Here is a 25,421-nt window from a genome sequence, read left to right on the forward strand (position 1 = left end):
AGCATGAAACAAGATATTGAAAAGATTTTGATCTCAGAAGAAGAGATCCAGCAAAAAGTGAAGGAACTGGGTGCAACATTAACCAGTGATTATGATGGTAAATTTCCCCTGGCTATTGGTGTTTTGAAAGGGGCTCTTCCATTCATGGCAGACCTGATCAAACACATTGATACATATTTAGAACTTGATTTTATGGATGTATCTAGCTACGGAAAGTCTACCGTATCTTCTGGAGAAGTAAAGATCATTAAGGATCTAGATACTTCTGTTGAAGGAAGAGATATTTTGATTATGGAAGATATCATCGACAGTGGGTTAACTTTGAGCTATCTGGTAGAGCTTTTCCGATACCGTAAAGCAAATTCCATTAAAATTGTGACATTGCTTGATAAACCAAGCGGCCGCAAAGCAGACATCAAAGCAGATTATGTTGGATTTGAAGTGCCAGATGCATTTGTTGTCGGCTATGGATTGGATTTCGCTGAACGTTACCGAAACCTCCCGTATATTGGAGTGTTAAAACCATCTGTTTACGAAGGCTAATCAGCATACGTATACATGAGGTTATTGGTTGTGTTGGAATGATTTTCTATGATACTATTGAACATAGTTGTGCTTACTGTGGGAGGAGGTAAGGAATGAATCGGGTTTTTCGTAATACGATTTTTTATATACTTATTTTATTACTTGTGATAGGGGTCGTCAGTTGGTTAGGATCCCCAAATCAAAAGCCTGAGAACATGTCTTACAGCAAATTTTCGCAAAATCTAAGTGCGGGAAAAGTGGAGAGTATCTCCATTCAGCCTGTAAGAGGGGTTTATGAAATTCGTGGTCAATTAGATGGCGCGAAGAAAGATCAATACTTCATTACCCATGTTCCAGATGGTCAAGGTGTTGACCAAATTTACAGTGCACTGAAGAATACAGATGTAAAAGTAGAACCAGCACCTGAAACAAATGGATGGCTGCAAGTTCTGACAACCATCATTCCGTTTATCATCATCTTTATCCTGTTCTTCTTCTTATTGAACCAAGCTCAGGGCGGCGGAAGCCGAGTCATGAACTTTGGTAAGAGTAAGGCGAAGCTTTACACAGAAGAGAAGAAACGTGTGAAATTTAAAGATGTTGCCGGTGCAGATGAAGAAAAGCAAGAGCTTGTAGAAGTGGTTGAATTCCTGAAGGACCCACGTAAATTTGCGGAGCTTGGCGCAAGAATCCCTAAAGGGGTTTTACTAGTAGGACCTCCAGGTACAGGTAAAACATTGCTTGCGAGAGCATCTGCAGGAGAAGCAGGCGTTCCTTTCTTCAGCATCAGTGGTTCTGACTTCGTCGAGATGTTCGTCGGTGTCGGTGCATCACGTGTACGTGATTTATTCGAAAATGCGAAAAAGAATGCACCTTGCTTAATCTTTATTGATGAGATTGATGCAGTGGGTCGTCAGCGTGGAGCCGGTCTTGGCGGTGGTCATGACGAGCGTGAACAAACGCTTAACCAGCTTCTTGTTGAAATGGATGGTTTTAGTGCCAACGAAGGTATTATTATCATTGCTGCGACAAACCGTGCAGATATTCTAGACCCTGCATTGCTGCGTCCGGGACGTTTTGACCGTCAAATTACGGTTGACCGCCCAGATGTTATTGGCCGTGAAGAAGTACTGAAAGTTCATGCGAAAAACAAACCGCTTGACGAGTCAGTTAACTTAAAAGCCATTGCAAGCAGAACACCAGGGTTCTCTGGAGCAGATCTTGAGAACTTACTAAACGAAGCAGCACTTGTTGCTGCCCGTCATAACAAAAAGAAAATCGATATGCGTGATATTGACGAAGCGACTGACCGTGTCATCGCTGGGCCGGCGAAGAAAAGCCGTGTCATTTCGAAGAAAGAACGTAATATTGTGGCTTACCATGAAGCAGGTCATACCGTCATAGGTCTTATCCTAGACGAAGCGGACATGGTGCATAAAGTAACGATCGTTCCTCGTGGTCAGGCAGGCGGATATGCGGTCATGCTTCCAAGAGAAGACCGTTATTTCCAAACGAAGCCAGAGCTTCTTGATAAGATTGTCGGCTTGCTCGGCGGTCGTGTTGCAGAGGAAATTACGTTTGGTGAAGTCAGTACAGGCGCTCACAACGACTTCCAGCGTGCAACAGGCATTGCAAGAAGAATGGTCACAGAGTTCGGTATGTCTGATAAACTTGGTCCGCTTCAATTCGGTCAATCACAAGGAGGTCAAGTCTTCCTTGGCCGTGATTTTAACAATGAGCCGAATTACAGTGAAGCGATCGCTTACGAAATTGACCAAGAAGTTCAGCGTTTCATTAAGGAGAGCTACGAACGTGCGAAACAAATTCTCACTGAGAATAAAGATAAGTTAGAAATCATCGCACAAGCCCTTCTAGAAGTTGAAACATTAGATGCTGAACAAATTAAATCTCTTTACGAAACTGGAAAGCTTCCAGAGCGTGTATATGCAGATGACGAAGAGAAAAACGATGATGTGAAAGTAAACATCAAGAAAAAAGAAGATGAGGAGATCTAATCTCCTTCTGTGAAAGCTGCCGGGATCACCGGCGGCTTTTTTTATTTCGATTCATGAATGGATCGGTTTCGAATTGTTTACAAATGGAACTCAATTCGTGTATGGTATGATAGAAAGTCGAAAAATGCTCTTTTTGAGAAACTATTCAAAGTGGTGATGAAGTTGTTACTCGTGATAGATGTAGGAAACACAAATACCGTTTTAGGTGTTTATCATAATGGCGATCTAAACTACCATTGGCGAATTGAAACAAGCCGTCATAAAACAGAAGATGAATTTGGTATGTCCATCAGGGCTTTATTCGATTATGTGGGGCTGATGTTTGACCAAATAGAAGGGATTATCATTTCGTCTGTTGTCCCGCCAATGATGTTCGCACTTGAAAGAATGTGCGAAAAGTATTTTCACATAACACCCCAAATTGTAGGGCCTGGAATGAAGACTGGATTAAACATTATGTGTGACAACCCAAAGGAAGTCGGGGCAGATCGAATTGTCAATGCAGTAGCAGCAATTCACCTATATGGGGCACCTCTTATTGTGGTAGACTTTGGAACAGCAACAACCTACTGTTATATCAATGAACAAAAACAATACATGGGTGGAGCGATTGCACCGGGTATTACCATCTCAACTGAAGCTTTATATACAAGAGCGGCGAAGCTGCCGAGAATTGAAATTGTCCGTCCAGATCACATTGTTGGAAAAAACACCATCAGTGCGATGCAATCCGGCATCCTTTATGGATATGTTGGCCAAGTCGAGGGAATAGTGAAACGGATGAAGCAGCAAGCCAAACAAACACCGAAAGTCATTGCAACAGGCGGTTTGTCTACATTGATTGGAAATGAATCAGACTGTATTGATATTGTCGATCCGTTCCTCACATTAAAAGGACTGCAGCTCATTTATGAACGTAATCGTGTCGGTGTATTATAGGAGGTTTAAATCAAATGGATTACTTAGTTAAAGCGTTAGCATATGATGGAAAAGTCCGCGCATATGCTGCAAACACAACAGATACAATCAACGAAGCACAAAGAAGACATCATACGTGGCCGACTGCATCAGCAGCCATCGGCAGAACGATGACAGCAACAGTCATGATGGGTGCTATGCTGAAAGGTGAGAATAAGCTAACTGTCAAAATAGAAGGCGGTGGACCAATCGGCGCCATTATTGCTGATGGAAATGCAAAAGGCCAGGTACGAGGATATGTCTCAAACCCACAAGTTCACTTTGACTTAAATGAACATGGCAAGCTGGATGTTAGACGTGCAGTCGGAACATCTGGAACGTTAAGTGTTGTCAAAGATATCGGGCTGAAGGACCACTTTACAGGACAAACAGAAATTGTCTCAGGTGAAATTGGAGATGACTTTACTTATTATCTTGTTTCTTCTGAGCAAGTGCCTTCTTCTGTAGGCGTAGGTGTCCTTGTCAATCCAGATAATTCGATTCTCGCAGCAGGCGGTTTCATCATTCAATTGCTGCCTGGTACAGAAGATGCTGTCATTGAAAGACTAGAAAAGCGCCTGTCAACTATTGAACCAATCTCTAAACTCATTGAAAAAGGGATGACACCAGAACAAATATTAGAAGAAGTACTTGGTGAAAAGCCTCAAATTTTAGAAACTTTACCTGTCGAATTTGCTTGTAACTGCTCAAAAGAACGGTTTGCAAATGGCATTATCAGCCTAGGAAAAACCGAAATTGACGATATGATTGAACAAGACGGACAAGCAGAAGCTCAATGCCATTTTTGTAACGAAACGTATGTATTTACAAAAGAAGAGCTAGAGGAGCTGCGTGAAGAATTAACCCGCTAAGCTCTAAGCAGCGGGTTTTCTTTTTAGAATGGAAAGGAGACGAAAGATGAGACTAAAAGCAAGAGTGGTATGGACATTTATTCTCGTGTTGCTCATGATTAATGCCGTTGTCATTGCATATGTATTAACAAAGTCACAAATGTCACAGGCTTCTTCTAACGGGAAGAGTGGTGAAGAAATTGCGTCGATTGGAAAAGAGAAGGTGACGCGTCAAGAATGGCTAAAGAAAATGGAAGACCGCTACGGAAAGGCGACTCTTGAGCAAATGATCAATCAGAAGGTGGTCAATCAGCTTGCCAAGCAAAACAAGCTGGAAGTGTCTTCAAAAGAGATCAATCGTGAATTGCTCATGCTCAAAGCGGTGTCTAATAATTTCTATGAAGATGGACATACAAGTGAGAAGGAATGGAAAGAACAGATTCGTTATCAAATTTTATTAGAGCAGCTTTTAACAAGAGATGCCGTCGTTTCTGAAAAAGAAGCGAAATCGTTTTATGAAAAAAACAAGGACTTATATCAATATGATGATTCATACCGCATTCGCCATATCGTCGTGAAGACAAAGAGCGAGGCTGAAAATGTATTAAAAGATTTAAAAGGTGGGTCTAGCTTCGAAGCCGTGGCAGCTGAACGTTCAATCGACCGTTACACCTCACCATACGGCGGAGATCTTGGATTTGTGACAGAAGAGCAGGAAAGTATCCCAGCCCTATACATACAAGAAGCTCAAAAGCTTCAGCCAGATGAATGGACGAAAGAGCCGATTCAGACCAAAAACGGGTATGCCATTATTCAGTTAAAAGAAAAATTAAATGGTCGCTCTTTCTCCTATGACGAAGTCAAAGACCAGATTAAAAGGCAGATTGCCATGGAAGATCTAGGTGAAAAGGCGAATGTCAAAACCCTGTGGAAAGAAGCGAAAGTCACATGGTTTTACGATGGAGAGCAGGACTAAAAGCATTGACAAAATTTTTTGAAATTGATAATTTAATATTAATACAATAAAATTACTCGGAGATAGAGGTGTTAGTGATGGCTCGTATTGCAAATTCAGTTTTTGAACTAATAGGAAATACACCAGTCGTTAAATTAAACCGTTTAGTAGATGAAGACAGTGCGGATGTCTACTTGAAACTTGAATATATGAACCCGGGCAGCAGTGTCAAAGATCGTATTGCTTTAGCGATGATCGAAGATGCTGAAGCAAAAGGTACATTAAAAGCCGGCGATACGCTTATTGAACCAACAAGCGGAAATACAGGAATCGGCCTTGCAATGGTAGCGGCTGCTAAAGGAATCAATGCGATTTTGGTTATGCCGGACACAATGAGTCAGGAGCGCCGCAACCTTTTACGCGCTTATGGTGCGGAACTTGTCTTAACACCAGGTGCAGAAGGAATGAAGGGTGCCATCAAAAAAGCGGAAGAATTAGCAGAAGAGCATGGTTACTTCATGCCTCAGCAATTTAGCAACGAAGCCAATGCAGAGATTCACCGTCGTACAACTGGGAAAGAAATTCTTGAACAGTTTGACGGCGAGCTTGATGCATTTATTGCAGGTGTTGGTACGGGCGGTACGATTACAGGTGCTGGTGAAGTCCTAAAAGAAGCCATCCCATCCATTCAGCTTTATGCAGTAGAGCCGACAGATTCCCCTGTATTGTCAGGCGGTAAGCCGGGTCCGCATAAAATTCAAGGAATTGGAGCAGGTTTTGTTCCTTCCATCTTGAACACAGAAATATATGACGGCATCATCCAAGTGAAAAACGAAGATGCATTTGAGCTTGCAAGAAAAGCAGCGAAAGAAGAAGGAATCCTTGGCGGTATTTCTTCTGGAGCAGCTATTTACGCAGCGCTTCAAACAGCGAAGAAGCTTGGTAAAGGGAAAAAGGTTCTGGCCATCATCCCAAGTAATGGTGAGCGTTACCTCAGTACACCTCTTTATCAATTCGATTAAACCAATCACCCCAGCATTTGCTGGGGTTTTTTTATGAATTCTGAAGATGGAAAGCAAATACTATTTTCTAAATAAATTGGATTGCATTACAATAAGGTTAATGAAAATGAAAAAGGATGATAACATGACACAACGCAGGCCGATGGGCATCAAAATTCCTTTTACGAAAGATGCATTTTTGAAAAGATACGAACAATTAACTGCTCGTGAAACACATCATGTGCTTCTTGAAAGTGCGCGCGTCGGTTCTTATAGCATCGCTGGTATTCACCCGATCGCTAAAGCGAAGGGGAAAGATGGAATGACGACTATCCATTATCAAGATGAGGTGCTGTTCAAAGAAGGTGATCCATTCAGAGCCTTTACGGATTGGTTTCAAACCCTTCGAACCGAAACGAACGACGAATACCCCGACTTTCAAGGCGGAGCAATTGGGTTTTTAAGCTACGATTATGCTAGATACATCGAACATTTTAAGATGCTGTCAATTGATGATCTTCAAACACCAGACCTTTATTTCCTCGTATTTAACGATGTTGCAGTTTTTGATCATAAAGAGCACGCGCTGTGGCTGATTACGCACATAGAGGAAACGGAATCAGTGAGTAAAGCGAACCAAAGGCTTGAAGAATGGAAGCAAAAATGGACAAGCTCTTCAGAAGAATCAGCACAATCACCTGTCAGTGAACCTTCCACAGAATTTGTACCAGCAGCACCATTCACTGAAGAAACCTTTGGGGAAGCAGTAGAGAAAATTAAGCAATATATCGCAAACGGTGATGTGTTCCAAGTGAACTTATCCATCAGACAAGATGAACAGCTTCACACTCATCCGTATGATTTATACAAAACGTTACGTCAAGTCAATCCATCTCCTTACATGTCTTACCTGCATACGCCTGACTTCCAAATTGTTTGTGGATCTCCAGAGCTGCTTATTAAGAAAAAAGGAACTCAGCTAGAAACAAGACCAATTGCCGGAACAAGATCACGAGGCAAAGACGACGCTGAGGATCAAGCGCTGGCAAAAGAGCTCATTGAAAATGAAAAAGAACGCGCAGAGCATGTGATGCTCGTTGACCTTGAGCGGAATGACCTTGGACGCGTATCCACTTATGGATCCGTAAAAGTGAACGAATTTATGGCGATTGAGAAATATTCACACGTGATGCATATTGTATCCAATGTACAAGGAGAGCTGCGTGATGAATGTGACGCGGTAGATGTTATGAGAGCTGTATTCCCAGGTGGAACGATTACAGGTGCTCCAAAAGTAAGGACGATGGAAATCATAGAAGAACTTGAGCCAACAAGACGTGGGCTTTATACTGGATCTATAGGCTGGTTTGGATTCAATCACGATATGCACTTTAATATCGTCATTCGTACTGCGTATTGTACAGAAGGAAAAGCCTTTATGCAGTCAGGTGCGGGGATCGTCATAGATTCTGTCCCAAAACACGAATATAAAGAATCGATTAAAAAAGCCTATGCAGTGAAAAAAGCATTACAGCTGAGCAAAGAAGAGACTATTTTGAGTTAGAGGTGAGCAGAGTATGATTTTAATGATTGATAATTATGATTCATTTACGTACAACCTGGTCCAGTATTTAGGTGAGCTTGGAGAAGAATTGATCGTGAAACGGAATGATCAAGTAACCATTCAAGAAATTGAAGAGCTCAAGCCGGATTTCCTCATGATTTCTCCAGGGCCATGCAGTCCTGATGAAGCGGGAATTAGTATGGAGGCGATCAAGCACTTTGCAGGAAGTATTCCGATCTTCGGTGTGTGTCTAGGTCACCAATCCATCGCACAAGTCTTTGGCGGGGATGTCGTTCGAGCAGAGCGCTTAATGCACGGTAAAACGTCAGAGATTAAACATGACGGAAAAGGTGTCTTCACAGGACTTCAAAATCCGCTCGTCGCAACGAGATACCATTCATTAATTGTCAAAAATGAGACATTGCCAGAGTGCTTTGACGCAACAGCCAGCACAAAAGAAGGCGAGCTCATGGCGATTCGCCATAAAGAACTGCCGATTGAAAGTGTGCAATTCCATCCTGAATCGATTATGACGTCCTTCGGAAAAGAAATGCTGAAAAATTTCATTGAAACCTATCGTAAAAAGGGGCATGAAGTAAACGCATGATCATTTATCTGAACGGTCAGTATATAGAGGAGAAAGACGCGACTCTTTCTCCTTTTGATCATGGTTTTCTATATGGCATCGGTGTATTCGAAACATTTACCAGCCTGGCAGGACAAGTCTTCCTGTTAGATTGGCATCTTGAAAGGCTCAATCAATCATTACGTGACCTTTGCATCGAATCCACAATAGAGAAACCATTTGTACTCGACATCATTTATACTTTACTGAATAAAAACCAAATAGCCGGCGGCCATGCGAGAATTCGCTTGAATGTTTCTGCGGGCAGAGGCAATGGGTTTTCTGCAGATCCTTATGAAGAGCCTGTCGTTTTTGTCATGATCTCTCCATTCCGTCCAGAATCTATTTTAGATGAGAAAAAGGGAGTCATTCTTCAAACAAGAAGAAATACACCAGAAGGGCCAAGGCGCCTCAAGTCTCATCACTATATGAACAACCTGCTCGCGAAAAGAGAAGTGGGGAACGACCCGGCGTTAGAAGGCATCTTTTTAACGAAAGAAGATGATGTGGCAGAAGGTATTACCTCGAATGTTTTTTGGCGGAAAGATGATGTGGTCTATACACCGTCACTTGATACAGGCATTTTAAATGGGGTCACTCGTCGATACTGTATGGAAACGCTCCACGCGATGGGGATCTCGCTAAAGGAAGGACGATACCCAGTCTCACATTTGCTCTCAGCTGATGAGGTATGGATGACTAATTCTGTTCAGGGAGTTGTACCTTTCGGGAGTATAGGAGACATCCACTTGCCCAAAAACAGCCGGACCATCTCAACAAAGTTAAGAATGCAATACACAAAAGAACGTCAAGACCATAAAGAGTAGGTGGACACAATGACACAACAATTGATAAAACAGCCTAAAATCATACAGGCCAAGCATCACACCCTTAGCTATGAAGAAAAGACATTGGTCATGGGCATTTTAAATGTCACTCCTGACTCTTTTTCAGATGGAGGAAAGTTTAATCAAGTAGATAAAGCGCTGGCTCATGCAGCGCAGCTGATAGAAGACGGGGCGCATATTATTGATATTGGCGGAGAATCGACTCGCCCGGGAGCGGCACTTGTCTCGGAAGAAGAGGAGCTTTCAAGGGTCATTCCTGTCATTGAGAAGATCACAAAAGAATTAGATGTACCTATCTCTATTGATACGTATAAAGCCCGTGTTGCAGATGAAGCGGTGAAAGCTGGAGCCTCCATCATTAATGATGTATGGGGAGCGAAGGCAGATCCCCAAATGGCACATGTGGCAGCGAAGCACAATGTCCCAATCATTTTAATGCACAATCGGCCAGAACGAAACTACACACATCTGATTTCAGATATGATCGCCGATTTGAAAGAAAGTGTCCAAATTGCCCAGCAAGCGGGTGTCCGTGATGACATGATCATATTAGATCCAGGGGTAGGATTTGCGAAAAATAAAGAGGACAACCTGAAGGTCATGAATGAACTCGAACATTTTTGTCACCTTGGGTATCCACTGCTGCTAGCTACATCACGAAAACGATTCATTGGTGCTGTCTTAGACCTGCCGCCTGAAGAACGTACTGAAGGAACAGGTGCGACTGTTTGCCTTGGGATTCAAAAGGGCAGTGCGATGGTCCGTGTACATGATGTAAAAGAAATAGCAAGAATGGCAAAAATGATGGATGCTATGCTGAATAAGGGAGGCGCTTATCATCGATAAAGTATATGTAAATGGAATGGAATTTTACGGGTACCATGGTGTATTTGCAGAAGAAAATAAATTAGGGCAGCGATTCCGCGTGGACTTAACAGCTTCACTTGATTTAAGTAAAGCCGGACAAACTGATGATCTCAATGAGACCATCAACTATGCAGAGCTTTACCAAATCTGCAAAAGCATTGTAGAAGGTAAGCCGGTCAATCTCGTTGAAACACTGACAGAAAGAATTGCAAACCAAGTGTTAAAGGATTTTCCGACAGTTCAGGAATGTACAGTGAAGGTGATCAAACCAGATCCGCCAATTCCAGGACACTATCAGTCCGTTGCAATTGAAATGACGAGATCGCGCACATGAACAATACAGCATACATCGCATTAGGCTCAAACATAGGTAAAAAAGAAACCTATTTAAAAGAAGCCGTCAAAAAACTGCATGAACATCCAGAGGTTCAAGTGGAATTAATCTCATCGATATATGAAACAGCACCTGTAGGCTATGAAAACCAAGATGACTTTTTAAACATGGCCGTGAAAATTACCACTTCACTTCGTCCGGAGGAACTGCTGTCTCTTACTCAGAAAATCGAGCAGGAGTTAGGCAGAACAAGAGAAGTGAGATGGGGACCGCGAACGGCTGACCTTGACATTTTACTTTATAATCGTGAAAATATTGAAACAGAACAACTTGTAGTGCCGCATCCTAGAATGTACGAACGTTTATTCGTTCTTGTCCCGATGAGTGAGATTTGCCCAGAAATCGGCGAAGTACAAATAAATGCCGTAACAGACCAAGAAGGTGTAAGCATATGGAAAAAGACATGTGGGGTAGAAGAATTCGTGCATACCGAAAGCTAAAAGGGTATACTCAGGAAGGGTTCGCGAAAAGACTGGGCATCTCTGTCTCTGTCTTAGGAGAAATTGAGCGAGGCAATCGATTACCAACAAACCAATTGGTTGGTCAAATAGCAGATGCTTTAAATATAACGGTGGAAGAACTTTCGCCAATTCTTGAAGAAGAAAGGAGGGGGAAAAATGTTTAAAATCGGAGATATCGATATTAAAAACAAAGTAGTGCTCGCACCAATGGCTGGTGTGTGCAACTCTGCCTTCAGACTGACGGTGAAAGAGTTTGGAGCGGGCTTAGTCTGCGCTGAAATGGTCAGTGACAAAGCGATCCTGATCAACAACGCGAGAACGATGGGTATGCTATACATTGATGAACGGGAAAAGCCTTTGAGCCTTCAGATATTTGGAGGGGAAAAAGACACACTCGTCGAAGCGGCAAAGTTCGTAGACCAGAATACCACAGCTGATATCATTGATATTAACATGGGCTGTCCTGTACCAAAGATTACGAAATGTGATGCAGGAGCGAAATGGCTCCTTGATCCAAACAAGATTTATGAAATGGTCTCTGCTGTCGTAGAAGCTGTAGACAAACCAGTTACTGTGAAAATGAGAATGGGCTGGGATGAAGACCATATCTTTGCTATCGACAATGCCCGTGCTGTTGAACGAGCAGGTGGACAAGCGGTTGCGCTTCACGGACGGACACGCGTGCAAATGTACGAAGGAACAGCGAATTGGGATATTATTAAAGAGGTTAAACAATCTGTTTCAATTCCTGTCATCGGCAATGGCGATGTCAAAACCCCTCAAGATGCAAAACGTATGCTTGATGAAACGGGTGTGGACGCTGTCATGATCGGAAGAGCTGCACTAGGAAACCCGTGGATGATTTATCGAACGGTTCATTATTTAGAAACGGGTGAACTGAAAGAAGAGCCAAACGTGCGTGAGAAAATGTCAGTGTGCAAGCTTCACTTAGACAGACTCATCGATCTGAAAGGCGAGCATGTGGCTGTTAGAGAAATGAGAAAGCACGCAGCATGGTACTTAAAAGGTGTCCGAGGCAATGCGGACGTAAGAAATCAAATCAATCAAAGTGAAACGAGAGCGGAGCTTGTACAAGTTCTTGATGACTTTACGATCGAAGCCGAGGCAAAAGAGCTTCAAAGTATAAAAGTAGGATAAGATTATCTTTCTTTTTGTAGCTCACTGCTAGTGCATGTACTGGCAGTTTTTCTGCTTTTCTCTGCAAAATACATTATTGGAGTGATATAAAATGAGTAATGAAGGGCTTAATAACGAAGAATTAAATGACCAATTCCAGGTCAGACGTGACAAAATGAATAAAATGAGAGAAGAGGGTATCGATCCATTCGGTGAACGATATGACCGTTCTCATCAATCTGCGCAAATTATCGCTGAATATGACGAGTTTTCTAAAGAAGACTTAGAAGGAAAAGCGGCTCAAGTAACAATCGCTGGACGTATGATGACAAAGCGCGGAAAAGGTAAAGCTGGCTTTGCGCATATTCAAGACCTAGAAGGACAAATTCAAATCTACGTTCGTAAAGATAGTGTAGGGGAAGAAGCCTACGAATTATTTAAAAGCTCAGACCTAGGCGATATTATCGGTGTAACAGGAACTGTTTTTAAAACAAATGTAGGAGAACTTTCTATTAAAGCGACTAGCTTTGAGGTTCTGACAAAAGCACTTCGCCCGCTTCCTGATAAATATCATGGATTAAAAGATGTTGAACAACGCTATCGTCAGCGCTACCTTGACCTCATTGTAAATCCAGAAAGTAAGCAGACGTTCATTATGCGAAGCAAAATCATTCAATCCATGAGAAGATACTTAGATTCTAAAGGATACTTAGAAGTTGAAACACCAACAATGCACAGCATTCCTGGTGGTGCATCAGCGCGTCCTTTCATTACTCATCACAATGCACTTGATATACCGCTTTATATGCGTATTGCGATCGAGCTGCACTTAAAACGCCTAATTGTCGGTGGTCTAGAGAAAGTATACGAGATTGGCCGCGTATTCCGTAATGAAGGTGTATCGACTCGTCATAACCCAGAATTCACTATGATCGAGCTGTATGAAGCATACGCAGACTACAAAGACATCATGAATCTGACTGAAAACTTGATTGCCCATATTGCCCAAGAGGTGCTGGGAACAACAACCATTCAATATGGAGAAGATGAAATTGATCTCAAACCTGAATGGAAGAGACTGCATATGGTTGAAGCGGTCAAAGAAGCAACAGGTGTAGACTTCTGGCAGGAGATGTCTATAGAAGAAGCAAAACAGCATGCTGCTGATCATGGTGTTGAAATCACGAAAAATATGACAGTAGGTCATATTATCAATGAGTTCTTCGAGCAAAAAGTAGAAGAAACATTGGTTCAGCCTACATTCATTTACGGACATCCAGTGGAGATTTCTCCATTAGCTAAGAAAAATCCTGAAGATCCTCGCTTCACAGATCGCTTTGAGCTGTTTATCGTGCGCCGTGAGCATGCAAATGCATTCACAGAGCTAAACGATCCAATTGATCAAAGAGAACGCTTTGAAGCTCAATTAAAAGAACGTGAAGAAGGAAATGACGAAGCACATCTAATGGATGACGATTTTGTTGAAGCATTAGAATACGGCATGCCTCCAACAGGTGGTTTAGGAATCGGGATCGACCGATTAATCATGCTTTTAACAAATTCTCCATCAATCAGAGATGTACTGCTTTTCCCGCAAATGAGAAACCGCTAATACATCAATCAAAGCGCCATTTTATCTATGGCGCTTTTTATTTTTCATAAAATGAAACTTTTTTTAAAAAAACTATTGCAAGGAAAGATTCCAGGTGGTATATTATTATTCGTTGCCGCAAAACAGCAACGAGGTTAAAAAAAGAAATTGAAAAAAGTTCTTGACTTTAACCGATGCAAAATGGTAAGATATTAAAGTCGCTTACGAGCGATAACGAACATGATCTTTGAAAACTAAACAAGACAAAACGTACCTGTTAATTCGAGTTTTTATAAAAAATCCTATGATACTTCATAGGTAGTCAGTCAAACTGGCGAAAAGCAAAACTTCGGTTTTGTACTTTTTCGGAGAGTTTGATCCTGGCTCAGGACGAACGCTGGCGGCGTGCCTAATACATGCAAGTCGAGCGGACAGAAGGGAGCTTGCTCCCGGATGTTAGCGGCGGACGGGTGAGTAACACGTGGGTAACCTGCCTGTAAGACTGGGATAACTCCGGGAAACCGGAGCTAATACCGGATAGTTCCTTGAACCGCATGGTTCAAGGATGAAAGACGGTTTCGGCTGTCACTTACAGATGGACCCGCGGCGCATTAGCTAGTTGGTGGGGTAATGGCTCACCAAGGCGACGATGCGTAGCCGACCTGAGAGGGTGATCGGCCACACTGGGACTGAGACACGGCCCAGACTCCTACGGGAGGCAGCAGTAGGGAATCTTCCGCAATGGACGAAAGTCTGACGGAGCAACGCCGCGTGAGTGATGAAGGTTTTCGGATCGTAAAGCTCTGTTGTTAGGGAAGAACAAGTGCGAGAGTAACTGCTCGCACCTTGACGGTACCTAACCAGAAAGCCACGGCTAACTACGTGCCAGCAGCCGCGGTAATACGTAGGTGGCAAGCGTTGTCCGGAATTATTGGGCGTAAAGGGCTCGCAGGCGGTTTCTTAAGTCTGATGTGAAAGCCCCCGGCTCAACCGGGGAGGGTCATTGGAAACTGGGAAACTTGAGTGCAGAAGAGGAGAGTGGAATTCCACGTGTAGCGGTGAAATGCGTAGAGATGTGGAGGAACACCAGTGGCGAAGGCGACTCTCTGGTCTGTAACTGACGCTGAGGAGCGAAAGCGTGGGGAGCGAACAGGATTAGATACCCTGGTAGTCCACGCCGTAAACGATGAGTGCTAAGTGTTAGGGGGTTTCCGCCCCTTAGTGCTGCAGCTAACGCATTAAGCACTCCGCCTGGGGAGTACGGTCGCAAGACTGAAACTCAAAGGAATTGACGGGGGCCCGCACAAGCGGTGGAGCATGTGGTTTAATTCGAAGCAACGCGAAGAACCTTACCAGGTCTTGACATCCTCTGACAACCCTAGAGATAGGGCTTTCCCTTCGGGGACAGAGTGACAGGTGGTGCATGGTTGTCGTCAGCTCGTGTCGTGAGATGTTGGGTTAAGTCCCGCAACGAGCGCAACCCTTGATCTTAGTTGCCAGCATTCAGTTGGGCACTCTAAGGTGACTGCCGGTGACAAACCGGAGGAAGGTGGGGATGACGTCAAATCATCATGCCCCTTATGACCTGGGCTACACACGTGCTACAATGGACAGAACAAAGGGCTGCAAGACCGCAAGGTTTAGCCAATCCCATAAATCTGTTCTCAGTTCGGATCGCAGTCTGCAACTCGACTGCGTGAAGCTGGAATCGCTAGTAATCGCGGATCAGCATGCCGCGGTGAATACGTTCCCGGGCCTTGTACACACCGCCCGTCACACCACGAGAGTTTGCAACACCCGAAGTCGGTGAGGTAACCTTTATGGAGCCAGCCGCCGAAGGTGGGGCAGATGATTGGGGTGAAGTCGTAACAAGGTAGCCGTATCGGAAGGTGCGGCTGGATCACCTCCTTTCTAAGGATATATGGAGCAGCGTGCGTTTTCGTCTTGTTTAGTTTTGAAGGATCATTCCTTCAAAACATGTCTCTAGCGAGACAGGATTGTTCTTTGAAAACTAGATAACAATAAGTAATACATTCACATTGAATGCAATGCAAAGTTCATCACACATAGTGATTCTTTCTAAAGTAAGAAATGGTTAAGTTAGAAAGGGCGCACGGTGGATGCCTTGGCACTAGGAGCCGATGAAGGACGGGACGAACACCGATATGCTTCGGGGAGCTGTAAGCAAGCTTTGATCCGGAGATTTCCGAATGGGGAAACCCACTGCTCGTAATGGAGTAGTATCCATACTTGAATACATAGAGTATGAGAAGGCATACCCGGGGAACTGAAACATCTAAGTACCCGGAGGAAGAGAAAGCAAATGCGATTCCCTGAGTAGCGGCGAGCGAAACGGGAACAGCCCAAACCAAGAGGCTTGCCTCTTGGGGTTGTAGGACACTCTATACGGAGTTACAAAGGAATGATATAAGCGAAGAGGTCTGGAAAGGCCCGCCAAAGAAGGTAACAGCCCTGTAACTGAAATGTCATTCTCTCCAGAGTGGATCCTGAGTACGGCGGAACACGTGAAATTCCGTCGGAATCCGGGAGGACCATCTCCCAAGGCTAAATACTCCCTAGTGACCGATAGTGAACCAGTACCGTGAGGGAAAGGTGAAAAGCACCCCGGAAGGGGAGTGAAATAGATCCTGAAACCGTGTGCCTACAAGTAGTCAGAGCCCGTTAACGGGTGATGGCGTGCCTTTTGTAGAATGAACCGGCGAGTTACGATCCCGTGCAAGGTTAAGCAGAAGATGCGGAGCCGCAGCGAAAGCGAGTCTGAATAGGGCGCATGAGTACGTGGTCGTAGACCCGAAACCAGGTGATCTACCCATGTCCAGGGTGAAGTTCAGGTAACACTGAATGGAGGCCCGAACCCACGCACGTTGAAAAGTGCGGGGATGAGGTGTGGGTAGGGGTGAAATGCCAATCGAACCTGGAGATAGCTGGTTCTCTCCGAAATAGCTTTAGGGCTAGCCTCAAGGTAAGAGTCTCGGAGGTAGAGCACTGATTGGACTAGGGGCCCCTACCGGGTTACCGAATTCAGTCAAACTCCGAATGCCGATGACTTATCCTTGGGAGTCAGACTGCGAGTGATAAGATCCGTAGTCGAAAGGGAAACAGCCCAGACCGCCAGCTAAGGTCCCAAAGTATACGTTAAGTGGAAAAGGATGTGGAGTTGCTTAGACAACCAGGATGTTGGCTTAGAAGCAGCCACCATTTAAAGAGTGCGTAATAGCTCACTGGTCGAGTGACTCTGCGCCGAAAATGTACCGGGGCTAAACGTATCACCGAAGCTGCGGACTGTTCTTACGAACAGTGGTAGGAGAGCGTTCTAAGGGCTGTGAAGCCAGACCGGAAGGACTGGTGGAGCGCTTAGAAGTGAGAATGCCGGTATGAGTAGCGAAAGACGGGTGAGAATCCCGTCCACCGAATGCCTAAGGTTTCCTGAGGAAGGCTCGTCCGCTCAGGGTTAGTCGGGACCTAAGCCGAGGCCGAAAGGCGTAGGCGATGGACAACAGGTTGATATTCCTGTACCACCTCCTCACCATTTGAGCAATGGGGGGACGCAGGAGGATAGGGTAAGCGCGGTATTGGATATCCGCGTCCAAGCAGTTAGGCTGGGAAATAGGCAAATCCGTTTCCCGTGAAGGCTGAGCTGTGATGGCGAGCGAAATTTAGTAGCGAAGTTCCTGATTCCACACTGCCAAGAAAAGCCTCTAGCGAGGTGAGAGGTGCCCGTACCGCAAACCGACACAGGTAGGCGAGGAGAGAATCCTAAGGTGATCGAGAGAACTCTCGTTAAGGAACTCGGCAAAATGACCCCGTAACTTCGGGAGAAGGGGTGCTTCTTAGGGTGTTAAAGCCCCGAGAAGCCGCAGTGAATAGGCCCAGGCGACTGTTTAGCAAAAACACAGGTCTCTGCGAAGCCGTAAGGCGAAGTATAGGGGCTGACGCCTGCCCGGTGCTGGAAGGTTAAGAGGAGCGCTTAGCGTAAGCGAAGGTGCGAATTGAAGCCCCAGTAAACGGCGGCCGTAACTATAACGGTCCTAAGGTAGCGAAATTCCTTGTCGGGTAAGTTCCGACCCGCACGAAAGGCGCAACGATCTGGGCACTGTCTCAACGAGAGACTCGGTGAAATTATAGTACCTGTGAAGATGCAGGTTACCCGCGACAGGACGGAAAGACCCCGTGGAGCTTTACTGCAGCCTGATATTGAATGTTGGTACAGCTTGTACAGGATAGGTAGGAGCCTTGGAAACCGGAGCGCTAGCTTCGGTGGAGGCATCGGTGGGATACTACCCTGGCTGTATTGACCTTCTAACCCGCTGCCCTTATCGGGCAGGGAGACAGTGTCAGGTGGGCAGTTTGACTGGGGCGGTCGCCTCCTAAAATGTAACGGAGGCGCCCAAAGGTTCCCTCAGAATGGTTGGAAATCATTCGCAGAGTGTAAAGGCACAAGGGAGCTTGACTGCGAGACCTACAAGTCGAGCAGGGACGAAAGTCGGGCTTAGTGATCCGGTGGTTCCGCATGGAAGGGCCATCGCTCAACGGATAAAAGCTACCCCGGGGATAACAGGCTTATCTCCCCCAAGAGTCCACATCGACGGGGAGGTTTGGCACCTCGATGTCGGCTCATCGCATCCTGGGGCTGTAGTCGGTCCCAAGGGTTGGGCTGTTCGCCCATTAAAGCGGTACGCGAGCTGGGTTCAGAACGTCGTGAGACAGTTCGGTCCCTATCCGTCGCGGGCGCAGGAAATTTGAGAGGAGCTGTCCTTAGTACGAGAGGACCGGGATGGACGCACCGCTGGTGTACCAGTTGTTCTGCCAAGGGCATCGCTGGGTAGCTATGTGCGGACGGGATAAGTGCTGAAAGCATCTAAGCATGAAGCCCCCCTCAAGATGAGATTTCCCATTCCGCAAGGAAGTAAGATCCCTGAAAGATGATCAGGTTGATAGGTCTGAGGTGGAAGCGTGGTGACACGTGGAGCTGACAGATACTAATAGATCGAGGACTTAACCTATATTCTATTGTGAAGCATGAACATTGTTATCTAGTTTTGAGAGAACATTCTCTCCATCAGGTTTGGTGGCGATAGCGAAGAGGTCACACCCGTTCCCATACCGAACACGGAAGTTAAGCTCTTCAGCGCCGATGGTAGTTGGGGGTTTCCCCCTGTGAGAGTAGGACGCCGCCAAGCTTCTATAAGGATCAGTTCCAGTCGGAACTGGTCTTTTTTGTGTTTTGCATGACTTGCTTCTATATAATAGGTTCTTAAAGTGAAAATACGTTGTTCCCTCGTTGATTGCTAAATGAATCAAAATTTACGCTCTTTCAATTTAACATGTCGGTCATCATATGAACCAGCAGCTCAAATTATCAAGGGTCTACACTAAAAGCATAGAAAACCTCACCTTCGGCTAAATAGATATAGAAAGGCGATGTATAGGGCACTAAATAGAAAGACTTCATCCCGAAGGGGATGGTCAGCTATTGTTGCATTTCCAATTTAAAAAGATAGAAGAAATGAAAGAAACAATACTCATTTTATTTCTCCTGTTAAAATTATTTGAAGCAATAGAAAAATGATGTGAAACGATTTTGTTGAAAAATAGTAAAGACCAGCAGTATTTTCACACTTTTTTATGCAAAAAAGATTTCTCAGAAAAATAAAATAATAACAAGATTTCTTTTTTGAACGTTTTTATCCAGAGATATATGAAATAAAATCAAGGGTATGAAAGCTTCGAAATAGCTGTTTTCAAAGGAATAAAGCCTTATTAGTACTCTTTTTAACAAAAAAACATAAAAAAATGAAAAAAAGGCTTTTAAAATGATGAGACAAGTGGTAAACTTCTTTAGGTGCCTTAACGAAAAGATGAAAAAACAGCTTTAAAATAAATTCAAAAATTATTTTAAAAAAGTCTTTACAAACAATATCTTATCGTTATATAATACTATTTGTCAGATCGAGAGACACTTCGAAACGACACAATATGGAGGATTAGCTCAGCTGGGAGAGCATCTGCCTTACAAGCAGAGGGTCGGCGGTTCGAGCCCGTCATCCTCCACCATATTTATTCTTACATAATGTTAGGATAGATAAAGCCGGTGTAGCTCAACTGGTAGAGCAACTGACTTGTAATCAGTAGGTTGGGGGTTCAAGTCCTCTTGCCGGCACCACTTTCATATGGTAAGATAGACAAGTCGCTTTTAAAGCGAGCCATTAGCTCAGTTGGTAGAGCATCTGACTTTTAATCAGAGGGTCGAAGGTTCGAGTCCTTCATGGCTCACCATGTTTCATGCGGGTGTGGCGGAATTGGCAGACGCGCTAGACTTAGGATCTAGTGTCTTTATGACGTGGGGGTTCAAGTCCCTTCACCCGCATTGCCAAATAAAATAAAGAAATCCTGTAATGCGGAAGTAGTTCAGTGGTAGAACACCACCTTGCCAAGGTGGGGGTCGCGGGTTCGAATCCCGTCTTCCGCTTATACCATCCACGCCGGGGTGGTGGAATTGGCAGACACACAGGACTTAAAATCCTGCGGTAGGTGACTACCGTGCCGGTTCAAGTCCGGCCCTCGGCATTATAAATAAGCGCCCGTAGCTCAATTGGATAGAGCGTTTGACTACGGATCAAAAGGTTAGGGGTTCGACTCCTCTCGGGCGCGCCATTAAGATCGGGAAGTAGCTCAGCTTGGTAGAGCACTTGGTTTGGGACCAAGGGGTCGCAGGTTCGAATCCTGTCTTCCCGACCATCTTTTATGGGGCCTTAGCTCAGCTGGGAGAGCGCCTGCCTTGCACGCAGGAGGTCAGCGGTTCGATCCCGCTAGGCTCCACCAATATGATCTTTGAAAACTAAACAAGACAAAACGTACCTGTTAATTCGAGTTTTTATAAAAAAATCCTATGATACTTCATAGGTAGTCAGTCAAACTGGCGAAAAGCAAAACTTCGGTTTTGTACTTTTTCGGAGAGTTTGATCCTGGCTCAGGACGAACGCTGGCGGCGTGCCTAATACATGCAAGTCGAGCGGACAGAAGGGAGCTTGCTCCCGGATGTTAGCGGCGGACGGGTGAGTAACACGTGGGTAACCTGCCTGTAAGACTGGGATAACTCCGGGAAACCGGAGCTAATACCGGATAGTTCCTTGAACCGCATGGTTCAAGGATGAAAGACGGTTTCGGCTGTCACTTACAGATGGACCCGCGGCGCATTAGCTAGTTGGTGGGGTAATGGCTCACCAAGGCGACGATGCGTAGCCGACCTGAGAGGGTGATCGGCCACACTGGGACTGAGACACGGCCCAGACTCCTACGGGAGGCAGCAGTAGGGAATCTTCCGCAATGGACGAAAGTCTGACGGAGCAACGCCGCGTGAGTGATGAAGGTTTTCGGATCGTAAAGCTCTGTTGTTAGGGAAGAACAAGTGCGAGAGTAACTGCTCGCACCTTGACGGTACCTAACCAGAAAGCCACGGCTAACTACGTGCCAGCAGCCGCGGTAATACGTAGGTGGCAAGCGTTGTCCGGAATTATTGGGCGTAAAGGGCTCGCAGGCGGTTTCTTAAGTCTGATGTGAAAGCCCCCGGCTCAACCGGGGAGGGTCATTGGAAACTGGGAAACTTGAGTGCAGAAGAGGAGAGTGGAATTCCACGTGTAGCGGTGAAATGCGTAGAGATGTGGAGGAACACCAGTGGCGAAGGCGACTCTCTGGTCTGTAACTGACGCTGAGGAGCGAAAGCGTGGGGAGCGAACAGGATTAGATACCCTGGTAGTCCACGCCGTAAACGATGAGTGCTAAGTGTTAGGGGGTTTCCGCCCCTTAGTGCTGCAGCTAACGCATTAAGCACTCCGCCTGGGGAGTACGGTCGCAAGACTGAAACTCAAAGGAATTGACGGGGGCCCGCACAAGCGGTGGAGCATGTGGTTTAATTCGAAGCAACGCGAAGAACCTTACCAGGTCTTGACATCCTCTGACAACCCTAGAGATAGGGCTTTCCCTTCGGGGACAGAGTGACAGGTGGTGCATGGTTGTCGTCAGCTCGTGTCGTGAGATGTTGGGTTAAGTCCCGCAACGAGCGCAACCCTTGATCTTAGTTGCCAGCATTCAGTTGGGCACTCTAAGGTGACTGCCGGTGACAAACCGGAGGAAGGTGGGGATGACGTCAAATCATCATGCCCCTTATGACCTGGGCTACACACGTGCTACAATGGACAGAACAAAGGGCTGCAAGACCGCAAGGTTTAGCCAATCCCATAAATCTGTTCTCAGTTCGGATCGCAGTCTGCAACTCGACTGCGTGAAGCTGGAATCGCTAGTAATCGCGGATCAGCATGCCGCGGTGAATACGTTCCCGGGCCTTGTACACACCGCCCGTCACACCACGAGAGTTTGCAACACCCGAAGTCGGTGAGGTAACCTTTATGGAGCCAGCCGCCGAAGGTGGGGCAGATGATTGGGGTGAAGTCGTAACAAGGTAGCCGTATCGGAAGGTGCGGCTGGATCACCTCCTTTCTAAGGATATATGGAGCAGCGTACGTTTTCGTCTTGTTTAGTTTTGAAGGATCATTCCTTCAAAACATGTCTCTAGCGAGACAGGATTGTTCTTTGAAAACTAGATAACAATAAGTAATACATTCACATTGAATGCAATGCAAAGTTCATCACACATAGTGATTCTTTCTAAAGTAAGAAATGGTTAAGTTAGAAAGGGCGCACGGTGGATGCCTTGGCACTAGGAGCCGATGAAGGACGGGACGAACACCGATATGCTTCGGGGAGCTGTAAGCAAGCTTTGATCCGGAGATTTCCGAATGGGGAAACCCACTGCTCGTAATGGAGTAGTATCCATACTTGAATACATAGAGTATGAGAAGGCATACCCGGGGAACTGAAACATCTAAGTACCCGGAGGAAGAGAAAGCAAATGCGATTCCCTGAGTAGCGGCGAGCGAAACGGGAACAGCCCAAACCAAGAGGCTTGCCTCTTGGGGTTGTAGGACACTCTATACGGAGTTACAAAGGAATGATATAAGCGAAGAGGTCTGGAAAGGCCCGCCAAAGAAGGTAACAGCCCTGTAACTGAAATGTCATTCTCTCCAGAGTGGATCCTGAGTACGGCGGAACACGTGAAATTCCGTCGGAATCCGGGAGGACCATCTCCCAAGGCTAAATACTCCCTAGTGACCGATAGTGAACCAGTACCGTGAGGGAAAGGTGAAAAGCACCCCGGAAGGGGAGTGAAATAGATCCTGAAACCGTGTGCCTACAAGTAGTCAGAGCCCGTTAACGGGTGATGGCGTGCCTTTTGTAGAATGAACCGGCGAGTTACGATCCCGTGCAAGGTTAAGCAGAAGATGCGGAGCCGCAGCGAAAGCGAGTCTGAATAGGGCGCATGAGTACGTGGTCGTAGACCCGAAACCAGGTGATCTACCCATGTCCAGGGTGAAGTTCAGGTAACACTGAATGGAGGCCCGAACCCACGCACGTTGAAAAGTGCGGGGATGAGGTGTGGGTAGGGGTGAAATGCCAATCGAACCTGGAGATAGCTGGTTCTCTCCGAAATAGCTTTAGGGCTAGCCTCAAGGTAAGAGTCTCGGAGGTAGAGCACTGATTGGACTAGGGGCCCCTACCGGGTTACCGAATTCAGTCAAACTCCGAATGCCGATGACTTATCCTTGGGAGTCAGACTGCGAGTGATAAGATCCGTAGTCGAAAGGGAAACAGCCCAGACCGCCAGCTAAGGTCCCAAAGTATACGTTAAGTGGAAAAGGATGTGGAGTTGCTTAGACAACCAGGATGTTGGCTTAGAAGCAGCCACCATTTAAAGAGTGCGTAATAGCTCACTGGTCGAGTGACTCTGCGCCGAAAATGTACCGGGGCTAAACGTATCACCGAAGCTGCGGACTGTTCTTACGAACAGTGGTAGGAGAGCGTTCTAAGGGCTGTGAAGCCAGACCGGAAGGACTGGTGGAGCGCTTAGAAGTGAGAATGCCGGTATGAGTAGCGAAAGACGGGTGAGAATCCCGTCCACCGAATGCCTAAGGTTTCCTGAGGAAGGCTCGTCCGCTCAGGGTTAGTCGGGACCTAAGCCGAGGCCGAAAGGCGTAGGCGATGGACAACAGGTTGATATTCCTGTACCACCTCCTCACCATTTGAGCAATGGGGGGACGCAGGAGGATAGGGTAAGCGCGGTATTGGATATCCGCGTCCAAGCAGTTAGGCTGGGAAATAGGCAAATCCGTTTCCCGTGAAGGCTGAGCTGTGATGGCGAGCGAAATTTAGTAGCGAAGTTCCTGATTCCACACTGCCAAGAAAAGCCTCTAGCGAGGTGAGAGGTGCCCGTACCGCAAACCGACACAGGTAGGCGAGGAGAGAATCCTAAGGTGATCGAGAGAACTCTCGTTAAGGAACTCGGCAAAATGACCCCGTAACTTCGGGAGAAGGGGTGCTTCTTAGGGTGTTAAAGCCCCGAGAAGCCGCAGTGAATAGGCCCAGGCGACTGTTTAGCAAAAACACAGGTCTCTGCGAAGCCGTAAGGCGAAGTATAGGGGCTGACGCCTGCCCGGTGCTGGAAGGTTAAGAGGAGCGCTTAGCGTAAGCGAAGGTGCGAATTGAAGCCCCAGTAAACGGCGGCCGTAACTATAACGGTCCTAAGGTAGCGAAATTCCTTGTCGGGTAAGTTCCGACCCGCACGAAAGGCGCAACGATCTGGGCACTGTCTCAACGAGAGACTCGGTGAAATTATAGTACCTGTGAAGATGCAGGTTACCCGCGACAGGACGGAAAGACCCCGTGGAGCTTTACTGCAGCCTGATATTGAATGTTGGTACAGCTTGTACAGGATAGGTAGGAGCCTTGGAAACCGGAGCGCTAGCTTCGGTGGAGGCATCGGTGGGATACTACCCTGGCTGTATTGACCTTCTAACCCGCTGCCCTTATCGGGCAGGGAGACAGTGTCAGGTGGGCAGTTTGACTGGGGCGGTCGCCTCCTAAAATGTAACGGAGGCGCCCAAAGGTTCCCTCAGAATGGTTGGAAATCATTCGCAGAGTGTAAAGGCACAAGGGAGCTTGACTGCGAGACCTACAAGTCGAGCAGGGACGAAAGTCGGGCTTAGTGATCCGGTGGTTCCGCATGGAAGGGCCATCGCTCAACGGATAAAAGCTACCCCGGGGATAACAGGCTTATCTCCCCCAAGAGTCCACATCGACGGGGAGGTTTGGCACCTCGATGTCGGCTCATCGCATCCTGGGGCTGTAGTCGGTCCCAAGGGTTGGGCTGTTCGCCCATTAAAGCGGTACGCGAGCTGGGTTCAGAACGTCGTGAGACAGTTCGGTCCCTATCCGTCGCGGGCGCAGGAAATTTGAGAGGAGCTGTCCTTAGTACGAGAGGACCGGGATGGACGCACCGCTGGTGTACCAGTTGTTCTGCCAAGGGCATCGCTGGGTAGCTATGTGCGGACGGGATAAGTGCTGAAAGCATCTAAGCATGAAGCCCCCCTCAAGATGAGATTTCCCATTCCGCAAGGAAGTAAGATCCCTGAAAGATGATCAGGTTGATAGGTCTGAGGTGGAAGCGTGGTGACACGTGGAGCTGACAGATACTAATAGATCGAGGACTTAACCTA

General features: G+C 46.1%; 15 protein-coding genes, 9 tRNA genes and 5 rRNA genes. All 29 read left to right on the top strand.

What is annotated here, in order from left to right; genetic code table 11:
• Positions 1 to 3 precede the first annotated feature (3 nt).
• The 29 genes from hpt to MHH61_RS09415 all read left to right on the top strand — a co-directional run bounded on the left by hpt (position 4) and on the right by MHH61_RS09415 (position 25,421).
• Positions 4 to 543 carry a hypoxanthine phosphoribosyltransferase gene (hpt, locus tag MHH61_RS09275; RefSeq protein WP_008357399.1) on the top strand — a complete coding sequence of 180 codons (540 nt, stop codon included), beginning with the start codon at positions 4 to 6 and terminating at the stop codon, positions 541 to 543.
• A 95-nt stretch (positions 544 to 638) separates the two neighbouring features.
• The gene (ftsH, locus tag MHH61_RS09280) at positions 639 to 2,540 is read left to right on the top strand and encodes an ATP-dependent zinc metalloprotease FtsH (RefSeq protein ID WP_024427186.1); all 1,902 of its coding nucleotides are present in this window, start codon (positions 639 to 641) and stop codon (positions 2,538 to 2,540) included.
• A 162-nt stretch (positions 2,541 to 2,702) separates the two neighbouring features.
• A complete protein-coding gene (locus MHH61_RS09285; protein WP_024427185.1) occupies positions 2,703 to 3,479 on the top strand; it encodes a type III pantothenate kinase in 777 nt (258 codons plus the stop codon).
• Positions 3,480 to 3,493: 14 nt separating this feature from the next.
• Positions 3,494 to 4,369: an Hsp33 family molecular chaperone HslO gene (gene hslO / locus MHH61_RS09290; protein ID WP_125587548.1), complete on the top strand. Its 876-nt coding sequence runs from the start codon at positions 3,494 to 3,496 to the stop codon at positions 4,367 to 4,369.
• Between the two features lie 46 nt (positions 4,370 to 4,415).
• On the top strand, positions 4,416 to 5,324 hold the full coding sequence (locus tag MHH61_RS09295; protein WP_024425654.1) for a peptidyl-prolyl cis-trans isomerase: 909 nt from the start codon (positions 4,416 to 4,418) through the stop codon (positions 5,322 to 5,324).
• A gap of 77 nt (positions 5,325 to 5,401) precedes the next feature.
• Positions 5,402 to 6,325, top strand: coding sequence for a cysteine synthase A (cysK, locus tag MHH61_RS09300; protein ID WP_024425655.1), 924 nt, complete (start codon positions 5,402 to 5,404; stop codon positions 6,323 to 6,325).
• Positions 6,326 to 6,449: 124 nt separating this feature from the next.
• Positions 6,450 to 7,868 (top strand): anthranilate synthase component I family protein, encoded by a 1,419-nt coding sequence (locus MHH61_RS09305; RefSeq protein ID WP_125587549.1) that lies wholly within the window; start codon positions 6,450 to 6,452, stop codon positions 7,866 to 7,868.
• 13 nt (positions 7,869 to 7,881) lie between these two features.
• Entirely contained in the window at positions 7,882 to 8,475 is a 594-nt protein-coding gene (gene pabA / locus MHH61_RS09310; protein WP_024425656.1) for an aminodeoxychorismate/anthranilate synthase component II, read from the top strand.
• Positions 8,472 to 9,320 carry an aminodeoxychorismate lyase gene (gene pabC / locus MHH61_RS09315; protein WP_024427181.1) on the top strand — a complete coding sequence of 283 codons (849 nt, stop codon included), beginning with the start codon at positions 8,472 to 8,474 and terminating at the stop codon, positions 9,318 to 9,320. The genes pabA and pabC overlap by 4 nt, the downstream gene beginning before the upstream one ends.
• A 9-nt stretch (positions 9,321 to 9,329) precedes the next feature.
• On the top strand, positions 9,330 to 10,187 hold the full coding sequence (gene folP, locus MHH61_RS09320; protein ID WP_024425658.1) for a dihydropteroate synthase: 858 nt from the start codon (positions 9,330 to 9,332) through the stop codon (positions 10,185 to 10,187).
• Entirely contained in the window at positions 10,180 to 10,542 is a 363-nt protein-coding gene (gene folB, locus MHH61_RS09325; protein ID WP_080780838.1) for a dihydroneopterin aldolase, read from the top strand. The genes folP and folB overlap by 8 nt, the downstream gene beginning before the upstream one ends.
• The gene (gene folK / locus MHH61_RS09330; RefSeq protein ID WP_024425660.1) at positions 10,539 to 11,042 is read left to right on the top strand and encodes a 2-amino-4-hydroxy-6-hydroxymethyldihydropteridine diphosphokinase; all 504 of its coding nucleotides are present in this window, start codon (positions 10,539 to 10,541) and stop codon (positions 11,040 to 11,042) included. The genes folB and folK overlap by 4 nt, the downstream gene beginning before the upstream one ends.
• Positions 10,994 to 11,227, top strand: coding sequence for a helix-turn-helix domain-containing protein (locus MHH61_RS09335; RefSeq protein ID WP_024425661.1), 234 nt, complete (start codon positions 10,994 to 10,996; stop codon positions 11,225 to 11,227). The genes folK and MHH61_RS09335 overlap by 49 nt, the downstream gene beginning before the upstream one ends.
• Positions 11,220 to 12,221, top strand: a complete 1,002-nt coding sequence (gene dusB / locus MHH61_RS09340) for a tRNA dihydrouridine synthase DusB (RefSeq protein WP_117728229.1) — start codon at positions 11,220 to 11,222, stop codon at positions 12,219 to 12,221. The genes MHH61_RS09335 and dusB overlap by 8 nt, the downstream gene beginning before the upstream one ends.
• A 91-nt stretch (positions 12,222 to 12,312) precedes the next feature.
• Positions 12,313 to 13,812 (top strand): lysine--tRNA ligase, encoded by a 1,500-nt coding sequence (gene lysS / locus MHH61_RS09345; RefSeq protein ID WP_125587550.1) that lies wholly within the window; start codon positions 12,313 to 12,315, stop codon positions 13,810 to 13,812.
• A 341-nt stretch (positions 13,813 to 14,153) separates the two neighbouring features.
• A 16S ribosomal RNA gene (locus MHH61_RS09350) occupies positions 14,154 to 15,702 on the top strand.
• Positions 15,703 to 15,884: 182 nt separating this feature from the next.
• A 23S ribosomal RNA gene (locus MHH61_RS09355) occupies positions 15,885 to 18,815 on the top strand.
• Positions 18,816 to 18,876: 61 nt separating this feature from the next.
• A 5S ribosomal RNA gene (gene rrf, locus MHH61_RS09360) occupies positions 18,877 to 18,992 on the top strand.
• A gap of 798 nt (positions 18,993 to 19,790) precedes the next feature.
• Positions 19,791 to 19,866, top strand: a tRNA-Val gene (locus tag MHH61_RS09365).
• Positions 19,867 to 19,899: 33 nt separating this feature from the next.
• Positions 19,900 to 19,975, top strand: a tRNA-Thr gene (locus MHH61_RS09370).
• 37 nt (positions 19,976 to 20,012) lie between these two features.
• Positions 20,013 to 20,088 (top strand) — tRNA-Lys (locus MHH61_RS09375).
• An 8-nt stretch (positions 20,089 to 20,096) separates the two neighbouring features.
• Positions 20,097 to 20,179, top strand: a tRNA-Leu gene (locus MHH61_RS09380).
• A gap of 30 nt (positions 20,180 to 20,209) precedes the next feature.
• Positions 20,210 to 20,281: transfer RNA gene (locus MHH61_RS09385), tRNA-Gly, on the top strand.
• Between the two features lie 12 nt (positions 20,282 to 20,293).
• Positions 20,294 to 20,379: transfer RNA gene (locus MHH61_RS09390), tRNA-Leu, on the top strand.
• Positions 20,380 to 20,389: 10 nt separating this feature from the next.
• Positions 20,390 to 20,466 (top strand) — tRNA-Arg (locus MHH61_RS09395).
• Positions 20,467 to 20,473: 7 nt separating this feature from the next.
• Positions 20,474 to 20,550 (top strand) — tRNA-Pro (locus tag MHH61_RS09400).
• Positions 20,551 to 20,558: 8 nt separating this feature from the next.
• Positions 20,559 to 20,634, top strand: a tRNA-Ala gene (locus MHH61_RS09405).
• Between the two features lie 125 nt (positions 20,635 to 20,759).
• Positions 20,760 to 22,308, top strand: a 16S ribosomal RNA gene (locus tag MHH61_RS09410).
• A gap of 182 nt (positions 22,309 to 22,490) precedes the next feature.
• Positions 22,491 to 25,421: ribosomal RNA gene (locus MHH61_RS09415) — 23S ribosomal RNA — on the top strand.
• The 16S, 23S and 5S rRNA genes sit together here with 9 tRNA genes alongside, the layout of an rRNA operon.

Source organism: Bacillus sp. FSL K6-3154 (assembly GCF_040869395.1).
In the GTDB taxonomy this organism is placed as follows: domain Bacteria; phylum Bacillota; class Bacilli; order Bacillales; family Bacillaceae; genus Bacillus; species Bacillus safensis.

What these genes read in the sequence shown, in the direction of transcription:
- hpt (WP_008357399.1), top strand. Translation starts at nt 4, where the DNA reads ATGAAACAAGATATTGAAAAGATTTTGATCTCAGAAGAAGAGATCCAG.
- ftsH (WP_024427186.1), top strand. Translation starts at nt 639, where the DNA reads ATGAATCGGGTTTTTCGTAATACGATTTTTTATATACTTATTTTATTA.
- hslO (WP_125587548.1), top strand. Translation starts at nt 3,494, where the DNA reads ATGGATTACTTAGTTAAAGCGTTAGCATATGATGGAAAAGTCCGCGCA.
- MHH61_RS09295 (WP_024425654.1), top strand. Translation starts at nt 4,416, where the DNA reads ATGAGACTAAAAGCAAGAGTGGTATGGACATTTATTCTCGTGTTGCTC.
- cysK (WP_024425655.1), top strand. Translation starts at nt 5,402, where the DNA reads ATGGCTCGTATTGCAAATTCAGTTTTTGAACTAATAGGAAATACACCA.
- MHH61_RS09305 (WP_125587549.1), top strand. Translation starts at nt 6,450, where the DNA reads ATGACACAACGCAGGCCGATGGGCATCAAAATTCCTTTTACGAAAGAT.
- pabA (WP_024425656.1), top strand. Translation starts at nt 7,882, where the DNA reads ATGATTTTAATGATTGATAATTATGATTCATTTACGTACAACCTGGTC.
- pabC (WP_024427181.1), top strand. Translation starts at nt 8,472, where the DNA reads ATGATCATTTATCTGAACGGTCAGTATATAGAGGAGAAAGACGCGACT.
- folP (WP_024425658.1), top strand. Translation starts at nt 9,330, where the DNA reads ATGACACAACAATTGATAAAACAGCCTAAAATCATACAGGCCAAGCAT.
- folK (WP_024425660.1), top strand. Translation starts at nt 10,539, where the DNA reads ATGAACAATACAGCATACATCGCATTAGGCTCAAACATAGGTAAAAAA.
- MHH61_RS09335 (WP_024425661.1), top strand. Translation starts at nt 10,994, where the DNA reads ATGGAAAAAGACATGTGGGGTAGAAGAATTCGTGCATACCGAAAGCTA.
- dusB (WP_117728229.1), top strand. Translation starts at nt 11,220, where the DNA reads ATGTTTAAAATCGGAGATATCGATATTAAAAACAAAGTAGTGCTCGCA.
- lysS (WP_125587550.1), top strand. Translation starts at nt 12,313, where the DNA reads ATGAGTAATGAAGGGCTTAATAACGAAGAATTAAATGACCAATTCCAG.